We start from the raw sequence: 21398 nt of genomic DNA on the forward strand, positions 1-21398 counted from the left end.
CAAGCAGGCTTGATCGTCTCATCCCCCTGACAGACCCCAGACGGATTCTGGACAGGCTCTGGACGGCCAGCGCGGCGGGCAGGTAATCCAACTCCGCCCAGGAGCCACGGACAGCATGGGCGGCGGCAGGTCGGGCAGCAGACTGGACAGCTATCCCGTCCAGAAAATGGGAGCGTCCACGACGGTGATTTGTGAGGCTGGCGAGTCATGAAGACGCTAGGAGAAGCGAACTCGATCCCTGACGACCCTTGACGGAGCCTTGACGAAATTTTTGACAGGGTTTGACGGATTTCTCCGGCACCACCACTAGTTGGAACGCTGAAAGCCACGCAGTTCATGGCTTTGCGGGCATTCGCGCAGCTTGGCCAGCACCAGCCTTGTCAAAAGTTCCAGACTTGGCCGTCAAGGTAACTGCTCGATCAATCGCCAGGTCCACGCCAGCGGGATGGGGTGGTGAAATACCTGGTCGACTGAATCCTTAGCGCGCCAATCAATACTTGACAGGCCCTTGACGGATTTTCATCGACAGATACCGCTCAAATCGTCCGCAGCCCATACACTGCGCCGTCTCCAGCGTGATAGCTGCGCGCTGGAGCTTGGTGCTCGTCAAGTATTTATTGGGGCGTCCGCCGACCTGACAGCAGGCCGGAACAGGTAACATCTGCTGGTCATAGCTGGAGCTACCAAACAGCACCAGCTTCAGCCGCACACCGAGGACTGAGCCGGGTCCGTTATTACTTGTGATTATCTACCCGCCGACAAGGTGGTGTTTCCGCCGGAGCTGGCGCTGCTGATTGTCAGGAAGGCCAGCACAATGGCGGTGGCATTCGAGGAGCAAGCGCTTAACCAGCTCACCAAGGATGCCCGGCGCGCCCTTTCGCGGGGAACTGATCAAAGGCGAGTCATCAGGGAAATGCGTTTGTAGCGCTGCCCGCTCGAACTACCGGAATGCCGGTAGTTTTCCAGTACCTGACCTACCGAAATGGGAGCTCAGTTTTATCGCGAACCTCGAGCAGCGACAGGCGGAGTTGGCGGCCAATGTCCAGGCGATCTGTCATTGCAAGACATGCAAATAGCCACAGAACAAGTACCTCTAGATATCACCACCCCGTATCAGGGGAGTGCTCCAGAATAGAACCAGACTAATCGATCCAACTGAAAAACTGGCTCGTCCCATTCCATTTGGTATAAAGATTTCTGCCGGTCCAATAAGAAACATTTCCGCCGGGGTCAACTTCACGCGTCACCCGCAAAACGTGCGCTTCGGTTTTCCATGCTAGAACTGTGTCGTCTAGCACTGGCACTTCGTGCCCTTCCAAGCCATGAGCGTCACCTGATATTCGATGCTTAGGCAGGACCATGAGAAGCGCAGCGTGTTTGCTCTCTTTCAGCACGAGAGCGAAGGAGTTTTGCATCATCGTGTAGCCAGTCGATGCGTGAACAATCCGATAGTCCGGACCTCCTCCAACCTGTCTAATCTGATTCAGAACGTGATCATCGGAAATCAATTTTGACTTGTCCGCGATCACGCCGTTCGTCGCATCACGACACCAATTAGCAACGTCACTAGACGTTCGGAGCTCAATCTGTGCCGTTGACCGCGCAGCGAACTTTCGAGCGCTTGGTAGATACTCGGACGTAGTCACAAATATGCCTTGGTCAACACCTGAATCAGCCATTACCCCTCGAAGGGCGGCGACAGCCTCCACATTTATCTTTCGGCGCTGCGCGTACTTCTTCGCCTGAACCAACGTCATTACGTCACCTAGCGGCCCTCGCTGAAACAATCGAACGTCCACCCCTCCATCTCCAGAGCCCGGTCCAAGTTCCGCTTCAAATCCGTGATTCTGAAATATTCGAAAGAGCAGTATCTCGAACTGGCGGTGTCCCAGGCGCCGCAGATCTTCCGGGCGCTTGGCAAAATGGGCATAGAGTTCTTCATGAACATCCCCACAATCCTCTTTCACCAGCCCGCACACCCACTGCCAATGAAAGTATTCATCAAATGCATCAGCCCAGTCCTGCTCGGAAGGATAAAAGTGGACGGAAACACCATCGATGTTCTCAAACCAAAAGCCATGAGATTCGACAATTGCTTCATATTCCGAGTAAAGCCGCTGATCAGCAGAGCCATCAACTACGTCGCGTAGGTGGCCCTCGAAATGCTGAATGAACGCTACAGCTTGGTTCCCAGGCTCTCCCCCAACACGATGTGCATAAGTTTGAAATCCGGTGCTTTGCCATAGATCATTTGAAATCGCCCAATCCTGGATAGCGCCTTGCACTGATTTGATTTTTTCCTCGAGCTGAAAATCGGTAAATGCCGCCATGGTCACTCCTTGTATTCAGCAATCGCCTGCATTAATCCGCAACGTGACGTCGACCGAAACTAAACAGATCTTGGAATCATAGCTTCCACAACCGACCGCTCGTCGGTATGAATTTGGGCCCGCGTTTCCGTCAACGTAATAGGTTCTCGAAGGGCCAGCAGCCAGCGCCGTGTATCCCTTGGTGTATCCCTTTAAAAAACACACATAAAAATATCAAGCAAATACAATACCTTAGCCATCAAGTTCAAATGTCTGTGTAGCCACCAAGTACTAAAAACGGCTTACCGAAAGGTAGGCCGTTTTTTTATGCCCGCAGAAAAGTCCCCCCTTCCCGCCCGACCTTACGGCCATAACATCCCGGCATGACCCAAACCGGATGAGTATCGGCGAGACGGCCCGCACAATGGCGGGCCTCTGTTCAGGCGTTTGCCGAAAGAAACGGCAACAGGTGAGCAATGAATTCCTCAGGCGCTTCTTCGGTGACGAAGTGCCCACAATCGGCGATCACCGCGCCACGCAAATCGTGAGCATTGCCTTGCATCGTCAGCAACGGCGCATCGTTCGTCGCATGCTGCGCACCGATCGCCAGTACCGGCATCGAGAGTGGCGTTTTCGCCCGTTGAAGGTTCTGCTCAATCGTCTCGGGGATCGCCCGGTAATAACCAAACCCTGCGCGCAATGCACCCGGCGCCGAATAGGCATCAATGTAGACCTGCACGGCCACGCGGTCGCGGCGATGAGACCAGGTGTCGAACATGTACGTCAGGTACGCCGCCTCCCTGCCGGCGATCAATACCTGCGGCAAGTCCGGAACCTGATTGAACATGAAATGCCACAGGAACTTGTTCTGCTGCGGTGCGGCAAAAATCGTCGGCGCGGGTGCCAACCCAGGGATGACCGCTTCGCAGAGCGCCAGTTTGCGGATGGCCTGTGGGTAGTCGCTGGCCAGCGCATAACCGACCCACATGCCGACATCATGCCCCACCACCTGATAGTGGCTGTGCCCCAGCGAAGCCATCAAACCATGCAGGCGACGCGCCACGGTGCCGGTGTCGTAGCCACTCTCCGGCCTGTCGGAAAGGCCAGTGCCTGGCGGGTCCACCGCAATGGCCTGGAACCCGTTGGCGGCCAGCGCCGACAGGATGAAGCGCCAGGTGAACCAGGTTTGCGGCCAGCCCGGTATCAACAGAACCGGTTGCCCTTGCCCCTGGGTGACGTAATGCAGGCGCACGCCTTCGACGAACGCGTAGCCATGGGTCAGCTCCGGCGACTCGGACGTATTCAAACGGGAAAGACTCATAGAACAACCTTCGGGCTAGATGGGGTGACGCTGGAGATGCCCAGCAGTGAGTGGATCTGTTCGCGCTCCAGCGGTGCGCCGGCAAAATCATCGAACACTTTGTCAGTGACCCGAATGATGTGGTCGTTGATAAACGCCACGCCTTCGCGAGCGCCATCCTGTGGATTCTTCAAGCAGCACTCCCACTCCAGCGTTGCCCAACCGGCGTAGTCGTAGTGGGTCAGCTTCGAAAAAATCGCCTTGAAGTCGACCTGCCCATCACCCAGCGAACGGAAGCGTGCCGCCCGATCGGCCCACGGCTGATAACCGCCGTAGAGGCCCTGGCGGCCGGTGGGGTTGAACTCCGCGTCCTTGACGTGAAACATGCGGATCTGGTCGCGATAGATATCGATAAAATCCAGGTAATCGAGCTGCTGCAACACGAAGTGGCTCGGGTCATAGAGCATCTTGCAGCGCTCATGCTGGCCGACGCGCTCATGGAACATTTCGAAGGTCGTGCCGTCGTGCAGGTCTTCGCCGGGGTGAATCTCGAAGCACAGGTTGACGCCGTGATCCTCACAACTGTTCAACACCGGCAACCAGCGCTTGGCGAGCTCATCGAAGGCTGCCTCGACCAAACCTTCGGGGCGCTGCGGAAAGGGGAAAAAGTACGGCCATGCGAATGACCCGGAAAAACTCCCCATGTCCGTCAGCCCCAAGCGTTGAGAGGCCTTGGCCGCCCTCTTCAACTGCTCGACCGCCCACTCGCTACGACCCTGGGCGTTGCCTTTCAGTGATGCAGGGGCAAACCCGTCGAGCATCGAGTCGTAAGCCGGGTGCACCGCCACCGACTGACCGAACATGTGCGTGGTGAGCTCGCTGACGACCAGATCGTGCTCAGCCAACAGCCCGGTGATTTCGTCGCAATAGGTCTGGCTCTCGGCGGCCAGCTCGATGTCCAGCAAGCGTTTGTCCCACGCAGGGATCTGCAACGCCTTGAAGCCTTGCGCAGCGGCCCACGCAGCAATCGAGGGCAGGCTGTCAAACGGCGGATGAACATCGCTGAATTGGGCCAGGTGCAAACTCGGGCCCTTGATGGTTTTCATGGTGAACTCCCTATTCTTTGTTGGTCGACAAAGAATAGGGAGCATCGAGAAGCCGCGTCAAGGTGTGGCCGTTTATTTTTTTGTCGATCAACAAACAATCAGCGATACTGCTGCCTTCACTCGCACAAAAGGCATCGCCCGAATGGCTGGCAGACCCCGACAATTCGACCGAACCCTGGCCCTGCACAAAGCCCGGGACCTGTTCTGGCAACGTGGCTTCGAGGCCACGTCCATGGCCGACCTCGTCACGGAACTGGGCATTGCCTCGGCCCGGATCTACGCCGCCTTCGGTTCCAAGGAAGCGCTGTTTCGCGAGGCCATCGAAGCCTACGAAACCGGTGAAGGCGCATTTGCCGCCCTGGCACTGGAGCAGGAGCCCTTGCTGCGCGACGGCTTGCAGCGAATGTTCCGCGATGCCATTGCCCTGTACACCCGCCCCGAGCAGCCGTACGGCTGCATGGTGGTGTCGGCGGCCACCAATTGCTCGCAAGGCAACGACGGGGTCCGCCAATGGCTGGCGGAGCATCGGCAGCAGCGCACCGAGTCGATCATCCAGCGCTTTCGCCACGCCATTGAGGCCGGTGAATTGAAGGAAGACACCGATGCCGCCGCCCTCGGCGATTACTACGCGACGCTGCTGCACGGGTTGTCCGTGCAGGCCCGCGATGGCGTCAGCCCCGAGCGGTTGCTGGCGATGATCCCGACGTTGATGACGGCATTCGATCTGGCCCAAACCGAGACAATCGTTTAGCGTCGACCTCTCATTTTTCCAACGCACGGAGCGACCGAGTGTTCTCAGCCTTCCACGTGAACCCTTACCGCCTATCCGCCACAGCGCTGATAGCCGCCACCCTGACGCTCGCGGCGTGCAACGCCCCGCCTTCAGCCCCTTCTGTCGGAGCCTTGCCGGTCGCCCCGGAAATTGCCTCTGGTTATCGCACCGACCTTCGCACCCAATACGCCTCCAAACACATGGCAGCAGCCGCCAACCCGCTGGCAGCAGCGGCCGGCCGGGAGATGCTGCGTCAGGGCGGCTCAGCCATCGATGCGGCCATTGCGATGCAAGCGGTGCTAACGCTGGTCGAGCCGCAGTCTTCGGGTATCGGCGGCGGCGCGATGATCGTGCTCTGGGACGGCAAGACCGTGCGCACCTATGACGGTCGCGAAACGGCACCGGCCGGCGCCACCGAGAAGCTGTTCCTGCAAGCCGATGGCAAACCCATGCCCTTCCCGCAGGCGCAGATTGGCGGGCGCTCGGTCGGCACTCCGGGCGTGTTGCGCGCCCTGGAAATGGCCCATCGCAAACACGGACGCCTACCTTGGGCAACGCTGTTCGAACCGGCAATCGCGCTGGCGGAAAAAGGCTTCGCGATCTCGCCACGCCTGCACACCATGATCGCCACCGACCCGTTCCTGTCGCGCTCGCCGGACATGGCCGCGTACTTTCTCAACGGCGATGGCACCCCGAAAGCCGTCGGTACATTGCTGAAGAACCCGGCGCTGGCCAACGCTCTCAAGCGCATCGCCAAGGAAGGTCCTGATGCGCTGTATCAAGGCCCGATTGCCCAGGAGATCGTCGCCAAGGTCCAGGGCCACGCCAACCCCGGCAGCCTGTCGCTGAACGACCTCAAGGGCTACGCCGCCAAGGAACGTGCGCCGCTGTGCACCGACTACAAACGCTGGCAGGTCTGCGGCATGCCGCCACCGTCGTCGGGCGGGATCGCCGTGGCGCAAATCCTCGGCACCTTGCAAGCCCTCGAAGGCCGCGACCCACGCCTGTCCCTGACACCGCTCAAACCGCAGAAAACCAACACCCCGGCCGGCATGGAACCCGCACCCGAGGCGGTGCACCTGATCGCCGAAGCCGAGCGTCTGGCCTATGCCGACCGCGCCCTGTACGTCGCCGACACGGACTTCGTCCCGGTGCCGGTCGCAGGCCTGGTATCACCGACCTATCTGGCCAGCCGCGCAGCCTTGATCGGCGAACGCAGCATGGGCACCGCCAAACCTGGCACACCGCCGGGCATTCAAGTGGCGTATGCGCCGGATCGTTCGCCGCTGCGTATCTCCACCTCGCAAGTGGTGGCGGTCGATGACCAAGGTGGCGCGGTCTCGATGACCACCACGGTGGAAGCGGCCTTCGGTTCGCACCTGATGGTTCAGGGCTTCATGCTCAACAACCAGATGACCGATTTCTCGTTCATCCCTGAAGAGAACGGCCAACCCGTGGCCAACCGCGTCGAGCCTGGCAAACGCCCGCGCTCGTCCATGGCACCGACGCTGATCTTCGACCGTCAGAGCGGCGAATTCCTCGCCACCGTCGGCTCACCCGGCGGCTCGCAAATCATCGAGTACGTGGCCAAATCAGTGGTCGGCATGCTCGACTGGAACCTCGACCCGCAAGCTGCCATCAGCCTGCCGAACTTCGGCAGCCGCAACGGCCCGACCGAACTGGAAAAAGGCCAGTTCAGCCCGGCGCTGATTCAGGCACTCAAGGACAAGGGCCATGCGGTCAACGAAATTGACATGACCAGCGGCACCCAGGCCATCGTCCGGGTGCGTGATGCGCAAGGTAACGCCTCCTGGGCCGGGGGGGCCGACCCACGCCGCGAGGGTGAAGCGTCGGGGGATTGAGCGACACTGGAAACACACAAGGGCTTGCCGTGAGGCAGGCCCTTTTTTATGGCTGTGGTGCTGCAGTCTCTGCGCAGCGAATCGGCCGCTCTCGCCATGTGGCCCAGGCGCTGTCCAAACCTTCGACATGGGTCACGCCCGGCACCACCACCGCCTCCAGGCACGTCGCCGTGCCCAGTGCTCGTCGATAGCTGTCGAGCAATGCCGGCGGAACAATCGGGTCGTCGCGGCCGACGATGTGCCGCTGTGGTATCCGCGCCAGCCGCTCGCGATAGTCCAGTGGGTCAAGCGAACCCTGCAACGGGCTGAGGCGCAGCAACTCGGCCCACTGCCGCGGGCTCAGGTTGCCGGCCAGGGTTTGCACCTGGGCAATGTCGTCGCGGCGAGCCGCCAGCAACAGCGCCAGGGCCGCGCCACCGGAATAGCCGATCAGTTCGAAGTCCTGATTGCCGAAACGCGCCTTGATCTGGCTCAGGGCCTGATCGAGGCTGTCCAGCACCTCAGGCGAGAAGCGCCGGTCGGTCCACAGCACGGGGCGGCACGCAGGTGCGCTGACGAACTGGCAAGGACGGGCCAGATAGAGGCTGGGCGTCGGGTCGCTGAACGCCATCTCGGCCATCAACAGGTGACGCGGGCTCGGGTCGAGGCTCGGCTGGCTGGACGTCGCCCAGGCACGGCCATCGCCTTCCAGGTAAATACGAATTCGGGGTGAATCAAGGCGCTGTAGCGAAACGCTCAGGGCCAGGGGGAATGCTTGCGTGGAAATGATCTCCAGTCGCTGGCCGTGGCTTGCGGCCAATGCCTGCAACGCCTGCTGCGGCGACTGACAACCGCTCAACGCGGCGCTGATCAACAGCGCCGCGCGTGGCAGCCAACGTCCAGCCCGCGAGCGCGGGCCGAAGGTTGTGGACTTCATCAGAAGTCGTAACGCACTTTGGCGGTGAAGGTGTCCGCATCGAAGCCCGACTTGCCGACGTAGTCGTAGTTCAGGCCCAGAGTCACCGCACCCAGGCGATAATCGGTGCCCACACCGGCTTCGTAACTGTTACGCGCAGCCTTGGCACCGCTGGTGACGAACGGGGTATCACCGACCACGAAGGTCGACGTGCTGGACGCTTTGTCCGCCGCGAAGTCGTGGTACGCCATCAACTTGGCTTGCGGCACGAGTGTGCCCTGGCCCAGCGGATAATTACCGGCAACCCGCAGACCGGCGCCCAGTTCCAGTGCTTCATAACGCTGGTCATCGATTTTCAGCGCCGCCGAAGAACCCTTCTCGCGGTAGCCGTCGATGTCGACCAGGGTGTAACGGGCCGCCACACGCGGCTCGATCAGCACTTCATCGTTCAGGTGATAGGTGTAGCCGCCGACCAGGTTCAGACCCAGCAGGTTGCTGTCGTAATCGCCCTTGGCGGTGGTGCCGGCAATGCGACGTTTGCTTTCGTTGTCGTTCTTGCCGTAGGTCAGGCTGCCATCGACGAAGTAGTTGCCCTGCTCGAAGCCGCCGTACAGGGTGAACGCCTGGGAGTCGACGGCTGTCTTGTTGCCGGTCTTGCCGTTGACGTCGGTGTTCAGGAAGCTGTACGCCAGACCCAGGGTCACGTTCTCGTTCAGCTTGCCATCGGCACCCACCGCCACACCGCGGCTGTAAGCGTTGTAACCGGCTACGCCGTCACGCAGGTCCTGCGTGGCATCGCTGTAAAGGCTCTGCACCCAGACACCGGTGTCCTTGAAGGCTTCACCCGACGACTGACCGCGCACGCCCGCCGTACGATTGCCGGTGACGTTGCTGATCAGGGTCTGGCTGGTGGTGGCCGCTTGGGTCGCGCCACCGTCCACGTCTGGTGTCAGCTGTTTGGCCAGTTCGGCCAGTTGCGCTTCGCTGGCGTTGGCGAATGCCTGGAACACCGCGTCGTCGCCCTTGAGCTTGCTCATGACCGCGTCACGGCTGAAGCTCGACAGCGCTTGCTGGGTGTTGCGGTTGGCGCCGTGGCTGACAATGATGTCGTTGACTTCGACTTCACCTTTACCGCTTACCTTGGCGAATATCTGGTTGTCTCGCACGGTGAACGTGTCGACGTTGAGCAAGGCCGAGGTGCTGACGACGCTTACACCTTCGTCTTCCAGCTCATTTGCCTGAATCAGCTTGTAGCTGGTGCCTTGCGGATTGAAATCCTGGCTTTGGGCGGCAAGGCGGATTTGCGAACCGTGGTCAAAATGAGCAATTTCACTGACTGACAATACTGCCTTGTTCGGGTCCGTTGCGCGGCTGAGATTCAGATCCAGAGACGAACCTTCTGTAAATCCGATGCTGCCAATGAGGCTGGTGTGAGGCTGACCGAGTTCCAGATGCCCAACCTCCACCGGCATACCTTCATTGATGTCCAGACCAACGTCTACCCAGCCACGCCCATCGAGCATTTTGATGTTGGCACCATCAACGGTTGAGTCAGTGCCATTGAACACTGCATGACCATAGACAGTGGCGCCATCCAGACCAATCAGGTTGCCGGTGATTTTGCTGCCGTCCTTCATTGTCAGGTAAATCTGAGCTCGAACATCAGAGGCATCGATAGCTTCATCCTTGGAGATGATGGTGCCGCTGTTGACGATGTTCAGCGTGATCCTTTCCGATTGGAAACCGTTAATGGCAATTGCGGCATCATCGGCCTGAATCACCCCGGTGTTGATGATCTGCGGAGTATCGCCCGTGAAGTAAGCACCATCAATCTTCAGGCCCGAGGCATCATCGCCCTTGGCAATGATCGTGCCGTGGTTTTCGAAACCACCAATTTTCGCAAGATTGTTGTAGCTGATCTTCTCGTTCGATGTTAGATCCAGCGCAGTTGCATCTTTGCCCGTCACCTGGATCAAGCCGTTGTTGATCACTTTGCCTTTGATCTCGCCACCCATCAGCAAGATGCCTTTGGCACCCGTGCCCTCAGCGATGATCTTGCCAGTGGCGGCGTTAACCAGGTCGCCACTGATGACCGACGAACCGGAGACTTCCAGCGCACGGGCGACATCGAGGTCCTTACCGTCCTGGATCGGCTCGCCCTTGGCGATCAGGCTGCCTTCGTTGATCACATTGCCGCCGACCACAACCGGGTCGATCAGCAGCGCGGTGGCGCCGCCGCCAATGGCCGAGATGCTGCCCTTGTTGATCAGGTTGCCGGTAACGGTATTGAGTTGGCCGTTCGAGTCGGCCTGGTCCATGTCCACGCCATCGGCGAAGTTGCCCTTGGCGTCGATGGTGGCGTTGAGGATCAGGTCTTTCTGGAAGGTCGAGCCATTGAAGGCGACGGCATCCAGATCGCTGTTGGCGCTGGTGAACGTACCGTTGACTTCAACGGTATCGGTGTAGGTTTGCAATACCGAGCTCAGGCCGGCGTCGGTCAGTTGCAGCGTCTGCGCGCACACTGGCAGGGCGGTGCTGGCCGTGGTGGCAATGGCGAGGGAGAGCAGGGTCTTGCGAAAGAGAGCTGGCGTCACGTCTTCATCCTTAACAACTACAGAAAAATCCAGACGCTTCCGTGCGTGACGCTCACGCAACACCCTTACACATCAAAAAATGATAGCCAAGTGCCACCCATCAAAAGCGCGGCGATCTTAAAGGACTTGTCATCAAATTGACATCATCTTATTGACGCCATGACAGAACCACCGAGCCCATGGTCGGGCTCGGAGAGATCACACATCCGCCCACTGACTCAAACGCTCACATACACCCACGCCTCGATCCCCGAGGCCAGTACCACGCTGACCCGCTTGTAATCCGACACTTCATAGCTGTCGGCGGCGGCCAGCTCCTGCGCGGTGATCAGGAACACCATCCCGGGGATCGGCGCGCTGGCCGCACTACCGGGGCGCAGGATCGGGTGATGGGTCTTGCCGCTGGTGGCCAGCACGTCGGGGTCGGTGATCTCGACCCAGGATTGCTCGTAGCCCAGCATGGCGTCGGCGCTGCCGCTCAGCTCGCGGCCGAAGTTGGCCAGTTGCACGGCTTTGTCCTGCAAGGTGCCATAGGAAAAAAGATACACCTGCGCGTTGCTTGAATCGGTCATCGGTAAATCCTTGAAAAATGCAGACAGATGCGCGGCCAATCAACCGCGCTCCTGTGACGTAAAACGGTTAAAGACCTGGGTCCTGAGTCAACCGCAGACGAATCAGCGCCAGTCGTTCACCCTGTTTGCCGGCGTACTCGTCGATTGCATAGGGCGTGAAACCCAGCCGGGGATAGAGCAACAACCCGGCAATATTGGTGTTGAAACACGACAGCGTGACCTCGCTTGCCCGGTGCTTGCCTCGGGCAGTGGCGATCATGTGCCGGACGAGTTTCCCGGCCATGCCGGCGCCGCGCAGTTGCGGGTCGACGATGACATTGCCGATGGTGCACGTGCCCTGGTCTTCCCAGCGCATGAAGTTGGCGAAACCGGCGACGACGCCATCGAGCTCGATGACGGTCGAGTCCGAGCGCTGGGCAATCGAATCCCGCAACTGCGCCCCGGTCAGCGGCCAGGTCGCGGCGGGAAAGAAGAAAAACAGCTCCTGCTCATTGCGCGCAAAGCTACAGATGCGCGGGATGTCCTGCTCACTGACGGCCCGAAAACGCACGTCCATTTGCGGTTCAACTGATCCCGTATTCATGCCTTGTGTCATCTCCCTTCGTGTTTCCAACCATGGACCGCCCGCTGCGCAACGATGACGACACTGGGCCCCAACGTCATCACCACAATAGGACGCCATCAGGTTTTACTCGACCTCGGGCACATGAATCAACAGGTCGCCAGGCTGACAGTTCAAGTACGCACAGATCGCGTCCAGCGTCGCAAGCCGCAAACCTTTGACCTTGCCCTGCTTGAGCAAGGACAAATTGGCCTCAGTGATACCGATCGCTGCCGCGAGGTCTTTGGATTTGACTTTGCGCAATGCAAGCATCACGTCCAGCTGTATGACAATTGACATGGCGATCTCAAACGAACGAGCGGTTTTCTGAGTCGACTTCACTGGCCTGACCCAAGATGCGGGCAATGATCGAAATGCAGGCGGCCAGGAACAGTGCAACGAAGGTCGGCGGGGTGAAACTGATCGTGATCAAGTGTTCACCCGCAGGGGCGTGCAGGGTCACCCACATGCTGAGCAGCGGTTCGCAAACGAAATCCAGCAGTACCCAGATTGCCACCGCCCGACCGACCTTGCCCAAGTGCTGCGCTGAATCAGCGGAAAAATACACGCCTTTGGCGTAGCCCTGAAACAACTGACGCAAGTGACCAAGCCCACCTGCCAGAGCGAGTAACGGCACGCTCGACAACACGATACCGCCCAACACCTGCCACCACGTAAACAGCAACGCTTGGTCGGCAATGATCGGGAGCTGGCGTTCGGTCAACGCAAAACCCGCACCAACGGTACTCAGGCCAGGGAACAGCCACATCGCGGCATTGAGCAGCAGCATCGCAACGATCAGCAGCAGGGTGACGGATGCCATGCGCTGGCTGAGTTGAGCAAGTCGATTGGAAGTCATGTGAAGCCCTCTGGATGAATGTGACGCCACACTAGCCAAATAATTATCGCAAAACAATAATTAATTATCACAATACAACTATTTAAATTCGAACACAGACAGCCGCCAATGGCTGGGTTAACGTATTTGCCACCGCGCTCACGGCAACGAAGGCTCAGCATGGGCAAGCAGAAAATCCTCACTGACTGGTTTCACCGGGCGCCCGACGCAGGCGGGGTGCAGCGTATCGAGGCGTACTTTTCAGGCCACGGCTATGACTTGCACCGTCACGACACCTACGCCATCGGCCGGACCCTGGCCGGCGTGCAGAGCTTTCAGTACCGCGGCGGTTGGCGCCACAGCCAGCCCGGCGTGACCATGGTCCTGCACCCGGACGAAGTACACGATGGCGAGGCCGGCACCGAAGACGGTTTCCAATACCGAATGATGTACATCGAACCGGCGCTGATTCAGCAGATGCTGGGGGGCCAGCCGTTGCCGTTCATCAAGACCGGCTTGTCCGCAGACCCACGCTTGCTTGCCGCGACCCAAGCGCTGCTGCGCAGCCTCGACAACCCGCTCGATCCCCTGGAAGAACAGGACGCGCTGTTCGACCTGGCCCAGGCGATGAACGCCGTGTCTGGCGTGACGTCCCATCGCCAGCGGTTCGATTATCAGGCAGCCGAACGTGCGCGGGAATTCATCCACAGCGCCCTCGACCGCACCCTGACCCTGGATGAACTGGCGGCCCATAGCGGACGTGACCGCTGGAGCCTGTCGCGCGATTTTCGCCTGTTGTTCGGCACCAGCCCTTATCGCTACCTGAGCATGCGGCGCCTGGACCTGGTGCGTTCACTGCTGATCCAGGGCCAGTCATTGACCAACGCCGCGCTGATTGCCGGTTTCAGCGACCAAAGCCACATGACCCGCCAGTTCGGCAAGACCTACGGCCTGTCGCCCGCCCGCTGGCTGAGCATGCATCGGCGCTGAGTCACGCACAATCGTGCAAGATATCCGCACCTCCCCGGCTTATCGTGGCGCCTGGATCAACCCTTGAGAGCGCCGCCATGAGTCTGTATCAGAGCCTGAACTTGCGTCACAAACTTGAGCTGATTCACGAGCACTGGTCACCTCGGGTCATCGCTGAAATGAACGACTACCAGTTCAAAGTGGTGAAACTGCTCGGGGATTTCATCTGGCACGAACACCTCGAAACCGACGAAACTTTTATCGTCCTTGAAGGCCAGTTGCGTATCGACTTTCGCGATGGACAGGTGCTGGTGCACGCAGGCGAAATGTATGTGGTGCCCAAAGGGATCGAGCACAAACCGTTTGCCGAAGAGGAAGTCAGGCTGCTGTTGATCGAACCCAAGGGAGTACTCAACACCGGGAGCGAAGGGGGCGAGCGTACGGCGCAGAATGACCTGTGGATCTGATGCCGCCCGTTAAATACCGGCCGACAGAAGAAAGCCACACCTGCGCCCGGTGATCAACATGCTCGCCTGCCGGGGAACCGCACGCATCACCCGCGCCAGGCAGGCACTGCCGACCTGAGGCAGGTAACGTCAAACATCAAGCATGTTCGCCCGCCGCTACCAACCCGGCCTGCGCGCCACGGCGCAAACGTAACGCCAGCACCGCACCCGACAACGCAATCAGCGCACTGACGAGCAAGGCCAGTTCGATGCCATGGGCCTGGGTGGAGGCCCCTGCGGCACTGTTAGCCAGTGACACCAGCAGCGCCAGCCCGAGCGCGCCGCCGATCTGCTGACTGGTCGAGGCCATGCCGGCCGCCACCCCCTGCTCACCCGCCGCAATGCCCTGCCCGGCCGAGACCCACATGGCGGTCCAGGTCATGCCCTGGCCGACACTGAGGATGACGATCCCCGGCAACAACGGCCAGAAACCCGCACCACCAGGCAACGCCAGGTACACCCAGGCAATTCCCACCGCGCCGGCAAGCAAGCCGCTGACCAGCGTGGCGCGCAATCCGAAACGCGGCAGCGAACATTCTGCCAGCCATATGCCGAGCGTGCACAACAGCGTCGCCGGCAAAAACGCCAGGCCCGACTGCAACACGCTGTAGCCGTAGACCTGCTGATAGTACAGCGCCAGAAAGTAGTACTGCACGCCAAAGCTGCTCATGAACACCGCCGTCAGCACCATCGCCATGCGCAACTCGCGATAGCCGAACAATCGCAGCGGCATCAGCGGATCATGGCCACGGTGTTCGAGCCAGGCAAACACGCCCAGCAGCGCCAGCGCCAAACCCATGCAGCCAAGCGTCGCCGGGGCGGTCCAGCCCCACTCCGGCCCTTGAACGATGGAGAACACCAGCAACGTGCCGCCAAGGGTGACGGTCAGTGCGCCGCCGAGGTCGAAATGGCGCCCGCGTTCGCGCTCGCCATCCGCTGGAATCCAGCGCCGCGCCGCCAGTGCACAGGCACCCGCCAGGGGCACGTTGACCAGAAACACCGCCTCCCAGCCCCACCACTGCGTGAGCACCCCGCCCAGCAATGCCCCCAACGCCAACCCGGCCGCCGACGCCGCGCTCCACACCGCGAAGGCGCGGTTACGTGCCGGTCCCTGAGGGTAATGGGTGTTGATCAACGCCAGCGTCGCGGGGAACAACATCGCCCCGCCGACACCCTGAACCGCTCGCGCCAACACCAGCAGCAACGCACTGCCACCCAGCCCGCCAGCCAGCGACGCCAACGCGTACAACGACTGCCCAAGCACGTACAAACGGCGCTTGCCCAACAAGTCGGCCGCCCGGCCACCGAGCAACAGGAACCCGCCGAATGCCACGCTGTACGCACTGACCACCCACTGCAACTGCTGGGCCGAGAAGCCCAGATGGCTGCCGATTTCCGGCAAGGCGACAAACACGATGGTCGCGTCCAGCGCGATGATCAGTTGGGCGGTGGCCAGCAGCGTCAGCATCCAGCCAGAAGGTTTTGAAGCAATGGGCATCACGGCGAGTCCTGTGCAGAAATGAACAGGCGCCAGTGTCTTTGATGCCGATTAAATGATAAATACCGACCCAAGCCTTTCAGTGATGACTTTAATCATGGATCTAAACGCCCTCCGCTTGCTGGTACGGGTTGCTGAAACCCGCAGCTTCACCCGCGCAGCCGGGGACCTTGGCTTGACCCAATCCGGCCTGTCGCGCGCCATCTCGCGCCTGGAAAGCGAGTTGGGCGTGCGCTTGCTGCAACGCAACACCCGCAGCGTCAGCCTGACACCGGACGGCCAGGTGCTTTACGAACGCAGTGCGCCATTACTCCTGGAGCTGGCCGACGCCGAACGGCAACTGCTGGACCGCCGCGCAACGCCGTCCGGCCTGCTGAAGATCAGCACACCGTCGCTGTTCGGGCGCAACGTGGTGATGCCGGTGATTGGCGAACTGACCCAGCGTTACCCCCAACTGTGCATCGAAGCGGTGATGACCGACCGCCTGGTGGACATCGTCGACGAAGGCTTTGACGCCGTGCTGCGCACCGGCGAGATTCAGGACCAGCGCTTGATCGCCCGTCCGCTGAACGCCCTGCGCTGGGTCACTGTCGCCTCCCCGGCCTACCTCGCCAAGTACGGTACGCCGCTGACCATGGACGACCTGCAACAGCACAACTGCCTGAGCGTGCGAAACCTGCGCAGCGGACGGCTGGTGGACTGGCAGTTCATGCTCGACGGCAAGGTACGTGACGTGAGCGTCGGCAGCCGCCTGATCTTCGACATCGGCGATGCCCTGGTGGACGCCGTGCTCGGCGGCTACGGCGTGGCCCAACTGATGGAGTTCGCGGTGAAAGACGCTCTCGCCGAAGGACGGCTGGTGCCACTGCTGGAAGGTTACGCCGGACGCAGCCGCGCACTGTCGCTGGTCTATCCGCCCTCACGCCAGTATTCACCCAAACTGATGGCATTTACCGAGGCACTGGGGCAGGCTCGCTGGTAATCGTTTGTACCGATACTCCTGAGTGAGCGTCCGGCACATTGGCTGGCTCGACACGCACGACGATCACGCTTCACCCACCCGACAGGCCCAAGACATGCCCCTCGCCACGCTGGTTTCCACCCAAGGCCCTTACCTTGAAGCGCTCCTTGAAATCGACGGGGTTCGCTTCTGCGTGATGGACGAGTTCAGCGTGTGCGCTGATACCGCGCCGAAACCGGGCGATGCATTCGAGTTCCGGTTCTCGGCGGAACTGGCGGACGATGAGTCCTGGGACGCGCAATTCGCTGGCAATCCTGATCAGCGGATCGGCCTGCAATCGCTGGGTGGCTGGGCCTATCGCGCCTATGGAAAAGTGCTCGGCGTGTGCCCGGTGATCGTTGAATGCGGGATTATTCAGGTCCAGGACGTGGTGTGCTCGAACGACCCGGCATTGATTGGCGAACACCTGGCCTTCACCATAACCCGCCTCGGCGGTTACCCCGACTGACCCATAAGGACACAGCATGGAAGCGTTCCCCACCCTGGAAACCGAGCGCCTGCGCTTGCGTGAAATCGTCATAGGCGATGCCCCGGACCTGTTGGCGATGCATGGCGACACCCAGGCCATGAAGTGGTTTGGCATCGACCCGATGACCGAACTGGCCGAGGCTCAGGCGCTGGTCGATACCTTCGCCGAGGGGCGGACCCACGCCAGCCCCGCCACACGCTGGGGCCTCCAGTTCAAGCACCAGGAAAGCCTTGTCGGCAATGTCGGTCTGTACAAATGGAATCGCGCCTGGAAGAGTTGCTCACTGGGCTTCGCCCTCGCCCCCGCGGGTTGGGGCCAAGGGCTGATGCACGAAACACTGGCGGCGATACTGGCGTGGGGCTTTGCACAGATGCAGCTCAACCGCGTGGAAGCCACCGTGCACCCGGACAACCTGGCCTGCCTGAAGCTGCTCAAGCGTCTGGGTTTTGAAGAGGAAGGGCGCCTGCGTGAAGCCGGTTTCTGGCAAGGGCAACACCAGGATCTGCAGGTGTTGTCACTGTTACGGGCCGACTTCAACTGACGCCTGAACCGACGCGCCCTCCTGCAAACCCGCCCGCACCCGCGAGCGGGCACAGGCTCGGCTCAGGGCTTACGTCGACAACTGGTTGGCAAATTGCCCTACCGCGTTGACCACTTTCTGCGCGCCGTCCTGGATCTCGACGATCACCGTGCCCGCTTCCGCCGCCAGCGCCAGGCCTTGCTCGGCCTGAAGCTTGCCATCGGTCATCAGTGCCACGGCGTTGCGCGCCATGTCCTGGTTCTGCCGGACCACACCGACAATTTCATCGGTGGCCTGGCTGGTCCGCGAGGCCAGTTGCCGAACTTCGTCGGCCACCACCGCAAACCCACGCCCCTGCTCACCGGCACGGGCTGCTTCGATGGCGGCGTTGAGCGCCAGCAGGTTGGTCTGTTCGGCAATGCCGCTGATGGTCTTGACGATGGTGCCGATTACCACCGATTGCTCGTTGAGCGCCTCGATCCCTTCGCCTGCGGTCTGCATGTGCCGGGCCAGGTCACGCATCACATCCACAGCCTGAGTGACCACGGTCGTGCCACGTTGTGCGCAACTGTCAGTCTGCAACGAGGTGCTGTAAGCGATGTTGGCGGCTTCGGCGACCGCTTGTTCCTGATTGACCTGATCGGTGATCACCGTAGCGAACTTGACCACTTTGTAGAGCTTGTTGTTGGCGTCGACCACCGGGTTGTACGAGGCCTCCAGCCAGACCACACGCCCGTGGCTGTCGACACGCTTGAAGCGGTCAGCCACAAACTCGCCGGCGTTCAGGCGTCTCCAGAACGCCTCGTACTCGGGGCTGTTGTATTCCTGCGGTTCACAGAACGTACGGTGATGCTTGCCCTTGATCTGCGCCAGGCTGTAGCCCATGCCGCCGAGAAACCGGTCATTGGCGGTCAGCACGTTACCGTTGAGGTCGAACTCGATCACCGCCGTAGAACGCACCAGCGCACCGATCAGGTTCTCGTGTTCGCGGGACGCTTCGATGGTGCGGGTCAAGTCGCTGGAAAAAATCGAAAAGTGCTTGATCCGCCCCTCGGAATTGCGCACCGGTTGCATGATCGAACGCAGCCACGCCTCTTCGCCATTCCCGCGCAACAGGCGAACCACGCCAGCGAAGTGCTCGCCACGGGTCAGCGCCGATGTGAAGCGGTGGTGGAAATCGTCAGCCTTGACGTGGGCCGGGACAAGGTCCTCGATAGCCCGGCCGATCAGGTCGTGACTCTTGTAGAGCATTTCCTGGGTGAAGTTCTGATTGACCGATTGAATCCGGCCATCGGGGTCGAGGGTCAATACGAGCATCTCGCTTTCCAGGCTTTCTTTCACTTGCAGAAGGCTGGAGAGTTCCTCGCGAAGAGCCGACAGCTCCTGCTTCAAGCGTTTGTTGAACATGGGGGTGTACCGATGGGCAGAAGTTGAGGGCTTATTGAGCCTAACCATCGGCATTGCAGGACATTTCTGAAGAGCGTTTCGAGGTTGTCCTACAAAAATAGTTGGCGCGGCCCCAAACACCCTTAACATCCCCGTGAAACCGGAGCGTTTTCTGGGTATGGGACAGGTTATAGTCCATGTCCCAACGTCCGCAGCTACCCCCAGGAGTACAGCATGGAGCACTCTCGCCAGGCGCTTTTCGACACCATCGCCCAACAACTCGGCCACCGCTTCGATGGCCCGCTGCGGATCGGCGGCAACTATGTTCCGGCAGTACAAAACGGCGATGAGGTGTACGTCAGTGGACAGATCCCGCGCATCGACAACACCGTGATGGTGGTCGGCCGGGTCGGTGCCGAGGTATCGCTGGAGCAAGGCCGGCACGCGGCTAAGATCTGCACGATGCGGGCGCTGGCGGTGCTCGTGCAGATGCTGGGTGACCTTGACCGGATCAAACGGATTCTGCGGATCAACGTCTACGTCCAGAGCGCCGCCGACTTCACCCTGCAAAGTGAAGTCGCCGACGGCGCGTCAGAGGTGCTCTACAGCATTTTCGGCGACGTCGGCGTGCACACGCGCACGTCGGTGGGGGTGTATCAATTGCCCAAGAACGCCTCGGTGGAAGTCGACATGATTGTCGCGCTGATCCCCGAATGAACCCGAAGCGCGCCCGATGACCAAAAAACGCCTCGCTTCATGATGAAGCGAGGCTTGCAGCGATGACGGTTCAGGCCGCGCTGACCGCCGCCCGGCCACACGCCAACGGCATGCGCGCGCCGAAGTACAGCGCACTGCCGACGCCCACCGCGCCCATCACCGCGCAAAACATCACGCAGATCCACGGGCTCCACGGCATCAGGCCGATCAGCAGCAACGGCGTGATGCTCGCCCACACCGCGTAAGCGATGTTGTAGGTGAAGGAGATCCCCGAAACACGGATCCGCGCCGGAAACAGGTTAACCATCACCGATGGCACCGCGCCGACCACGCCGCAACCCAACCCTGCCACAGCGTACGCCAGGCCGGTCCAGTCGCCCCCGGCAATCAGGCAGGTGTAAAGCGCGCCGATGCCCAGCGGCAGCAGCAGGCTGTAGAGCATCACTGTGCGCCAGGCACCGATACGGTCGACGATCAGACCGGCAATCACGCAGCCGATGTTCAGGAACACAATGCCCAGGCTGCTCAAGGCAAAGGTGTGGCTGGCGGTCATGCCGAAGGTTTTCTGCATCATGGTCGGGGTAATGACCACAAACACCACCACCGCCGACGTCAGCACGCAGGTCAGGAGCATCGCCGGCCACATCGCCAGCCGATGCTCACGCAACACCGTGCGCAGCGGCAGTTCGACGTCCTGTTCGCGCCGGGCCTGTAACGCCATGAACACCGGGGTTTCGCTCAACCAGCGTCGCAGCCAGACACCGATCACCCCGAACACCCCGCCCAGCAGGAACGGGTAACGCCAGGCGTAATCAAGGATTTCCGCCGGGCTGAAGAGTTGCGCCAGCAGGCTCGCCGTCAAGGCACCGATCAAGTAGCCGAAGGTCAGCCCGGCCTGCAAAAAGCCCAGGGCATAACCGCGATGCCCGGTCGGCGCGTGCTCGGCCACGAACACCCAGGCACTCGGCACTTCGCCGCCCACCGCCGCGCCTTGCAGCACCCGCAATGCCAACAGCAGCAACGGGGCGAAGTAACCGATCTGGGCGTAGGTCGGCATGATCCCGATCAGCAGGCACGGCAACGCCATCATCAGGATGCTCAGGCTGAACACTTTCTTGCGCCCCATCCGGTCGGCGAAGTGCGCCATCAGGATTCCGCCCAGCGGCCGCGCCAGGTAACCGGTCACGAAAATCCCGAAACTTTGCAGCAGCCGCAACCACTCGGGCATTTCCGGCGGGAAGAACAACTGGCTGAGGGTCAGGGCGAAAAATACGAAAATGATGAAGTCGTAGATTTCCAGCGCCCCACCCAGCGCCGCCAGACCGAGGGTCTTGTAGTCGGACCGGGAAAACGGTGCCGGTCGCGCAGCAGGGGTGACAGTCATGAATCGACCTCTGAAATGGGCAAAAACCAAGGCGCCAATGGTCTACGCAAACGCCATCGGGAACAACCCGAACCGAGTG

General features: G+C 60.6%; 21 protein-coding genes and 1 pseudogene. 9 read left to right on the forward strand and 13 right to left on the reverse strand.

The features are described 5' to 3' along the window. The first annotated feature begins 733 nt into the window (after window positions 1-733). Window positions 734-925 carry a hypothetical protein gene (locus tag AC1Z1G_RS22505; protein WP_483627964.1) on the forward strand — a complete coding sequence of 64 codons (192 nt, stop codon included), beginning with the start codon at window positions 734-736 and terminating at the stop codon, window positions 923-925. Between the two features lie 217 nt (window positions 926-1142). Here the strand turns inward: AC1Z1G_RS22505 and AC1Z1G_RS22510 are convergent, their stop codons facing one another. The 3 genes from AC1Z1G_RS22510 to AC1Z1G_RS22520 all read right to left on the reverse strand — a co-directional run bounded on the left by AC1Z1G_RS22510 (window position 1143) and on the right by AC1Z1G_RS22520 (window position 4715). Continuing rightward, window positions 1143-2330: a restriction endonuclease gene (locus AC1Z1G_RS22510; protein ID WP_483622526.1), complete on the reverse strand. Its 1188-nt coding sequence runs from the start codon at window positions 2328-2330 to the stop codon at window positions 1143-1145. A 418-nt stretch (window positions 2331-2748) separates the two neighbouring features. Further along, a complete protein-coding gene (locus AC1Z1G_RS22515) occupies window positions 2749-3630 on the reverse strand; it encodes an alpha/beta fold hydrolase (protein ID WP_483622527.1) in 882 nt (293 codons plus the stop codon). Then, window positions 3627-4715, reverse strand: a complete 1089-nt coding sequence (locus tag AC1Z1G_RS22520; protein WP_483622528.1) for a sugar phosphate isomerase/epimerase family protein — start codon at window positions 4713-4715, stop codon at window positions 3627-3629. Before AC1Z1G_RS22520 ends, AC1Z1G_RS22515 begins: the two co-directional genes overlap by 4 nt. A 142-nt stretch (window positions 4716-4857) precedes the next feature. Here AC1Z1G_RS22520 and AC1Z1G_RS22525 point away from each other — a divergent pair, with 142 nt between their 5' ends. Together AC1Z1G_RS22525 and ggt are read left to right on the forward strand one after the other, a co-directional pair. Further along, the gene (locus AC1Z1G_RS22525) at window positions 4858-5466 is read left to right on the forward strand and encodes a TetR/AcrR family transcriptional regulator (RefSeq protein WP_483622529.1); all 609 of its coding nucleotides are present in this window, start codon (window positions 4858-4860) and stop codon (window positions 5464-5466) included. Between the two features lie 38 nt (window positions 5467-5504). Continuing rightward, window positions 5505-7349, forward strand: a complete 1845-nt coding sequence (ggt, locus tag AC1Z1G_RS22530) for a gamma-glutamyltransferase (RefSeq protein ID WP_483622530.1) — start codon at window positions 5505-5507, stop codon at window positions 7347-7349. A gap of 46 nt (window positions 7350-7395) precedes the next feature. Here the strand turns inward: ggt and AC1Z1G_RS22535 are convergent, their stop codons facing one another. The 6 genes from AC1Z1G_RS22535 to AC1Z1G_RS22560 all read right to left on the reverse strand — a co-directional run bounded on the left by AC1Z1G_RS22535 (window position 7396) and on the right by AC1Z1G_RS22560 (window position 12870). Continuing rightward, window positions 7396-8265 carry an alpha/beta hydrolase gene (locus AC1Z1G_RS22535; protein WP_483622531.1) on the reverse strand — a complete coding sequence of 290 codons (870 nt, stop codon included), beginning with the start codon at window positions 8263-8265 and terminating at the stop codon, window positions 7396-7398. Further along, a complete protein-coding gene (locus AC1Z1G_RS22540) occupies window positions 8265-10838 on the reverse strand; it encodes an autotransporter family protein (protein WP_483622532.1) in 2574 nt (857 codons plus the stop codon). The genes AC1Z1G_RS22535 and AC1Z1G_RS22540 overlap by 1 nt, the downstream gene beginning before the upstream one ends. Window positions 10839-11056: 218 nt before the next feature. Then, on the reverse strand, window positions 11057-11410 hold the full coding sequence (locus AC1Z1G_RS22545) for a gamma-glutamylcyclotransferase family protein (protein ID WP_483622533.1): 354 nt from the start codon (window positions 11408-11410) through the stop codon (window positions 11057-11059). A gap of 67 nt (window positions 11411-11477) precedes the next feature. Continuing rightward, window positions 11478-11966: a GNAT family N-acetyltransferase gene (locus tag AC1Z1G_RS22550; protein ID WP_483627966.1), complete on the reverse strand. Its 489-nt coding sequence runs from the start codon at window positions 11964-11966 to the stop codon at window positions 11478-11480. 132 nt (window positions 11967-12098) lie between these two features. Further along, window positions 12099-12311, reverse strand: a complete 213-nt coding sequence (locus tag AC1Z1G_RS22555; protein ID WP_347902015.1) for a helix-turn-helix domain-containing protein — start codon at window positions 12309-12311, stop codon at window positions 12099-12101. Between the two features lie 7 nt (window positions 12312-12318). After that, entirely contained in the window at window positions 12319-12870 is a 552-nt protein-coding gene (locus AC1Z1G_RS22560; RefSeq protein ID WP_483622534.1) for a DUF2975 domain-containing protein, read from the reverse strand. Window positions 12871-13029: 159 nt separating this feature from the next. On the opposite strand from AC1Z1G_RS22560, the gene AC1Z1G_RS22565 reads away from it, so the two are divergent. Continuing rightward, the gene (locus AC1Z1G_RS22565) at window positions 13030-13839 is read left to right on the forward strand and encodes an AraC family transcriptional regulator (RefSeq protein ID WP_483622535.1); all 810 of its coding nucleotides are present in this window, start codon (window positions 13030-13032) and stop codon (window positions 13837-13839) included. A gap of 77 nt (window positions 13840-13916) precedes the next feature. Continuing rightward, complete coding sequence (locus tag AC1Z1G_RS22570; RefSeq protein ID WP_483622536.1) at window positions 13917-14285, forward strand: cupin domain-containing protein; 369 nt, start codon at window positions 13917-13919, stop codon at window positions 14283-14285. Between the two features lie 136 nt (window positions 14286-14421). Here AC1Z1G_RS22570 and AC1Z1G_RS22575 read toward each other — a convergent pair whose 3' ends face one another. Then, on the reverse strand, window positions 14422-15792 hold the full coding sequence (locus AC1Z1G_RS22575) for an MFS transporter (RefSeq protein WP_483627968.1): 1371 nt from the start codon (window positions 15790-15792) through the stop codon (window positions 14422-14424). A 127-nt stretch (window positions 15793-15919) separates the two neighbouring features. Here AC1Z1G_RS22575 and AC1Z1G_RS22580 point away from each other — a divergent pair, with 127 nt between their 5' ends. From AC1Z1G_RS22580 to AC1Z1G_RS22590, 3 genes are all read left to right on the forward strand, one after another. Continuing rightward, window positions 15920-16804, forward strand: coding sequence for a LysR family transcriptional regulator (locus AC1Z1G_RS22580; RefSeq protein WP_483622537.1), 885 nt, complete (start codon window positions 15920-15922; stop codon window positions 16802-16804). A 94-nt stretch (window positions 16805-16898) separates the two neighbouring features. Continuing rightward, complete coding sequence (locus AC1Z1G_RS22585; RefSeq protein WP_483622538.1) at window positions 16899-17291, forward strand: hypothetical protein; 393 nt, start codon at window positions 16899-16901, stop codon at window positions 17289-17291. Window positions 17292-17307: 16 nt separating this feature from the next. Then, entirely contained in the window at window positions 17308-17853 is a 546-nt protein-coding gene (locus AC1Z1G_RS22590) for a GNAT family N-acetyltransferase (protein ID WP_483622539.1), read from the forward strand. 69 nt (window positions 17854-17922) lie between these two features. On the opposite strand, the gene AC1Z1G_RS22595 is transcribed toward AC1Z1G_RS22590, so the two are convergent. Beyond that, window positions 17923-18354: a methyl-accepting chemotaxis protein gene (locus AC1Z1G_RS22595; protein ID WP_483627970.1), complete on the reverse strand. Its 432-nt coding sequence runs from the start codon at window positions 18352-18354 to the stop codon at window positions 17923-17925. Between the two features lie 108 nt (window positions 18355-18462). After that, window positions 18463-19368: pseudogene (locus tag AC1Z1G_RS22600) on the reverse strand (PAS domain-containing protein); the annotation flags it as partial. An 84-nt stretch (window positions 19369-19452) separates the two neighbouring features. Here AC1Z1G_RS22600 and AC1Z1G_RS22605 point away from each other — a divergent pair. Continuing rightward, complete coding sequence (locus tag AC1Z1G_RS22605; RefSeq protein ID WP_483622540.1) at window positions 19453-19935, forward strand: RidA family protein; 483 nt, start codon at window positions 19453-19455, stop codon at window positions 19933-19935. 70 nt (window positions 19936-20005) lie between these two features. On the opposite strand, the gene AC1Z1G_RS22610 is transcribed toward AC1Z1G_RS22605, so the two are convergent. Continuing rightward, entirely contained in the window at window positions 20006-21319 is a 1314-nt protein-coding gene (locus tag AC1Z1G_RS22610) for an MFS transporter (protein WP_483622541.1), read from the reverse strand. Window positions 21320-21398: the final 79 nt, after the last annotated feature.

It is taken from the genome of Pseudomonas sp. JL27(2026) (assembly GCF_056933555.1).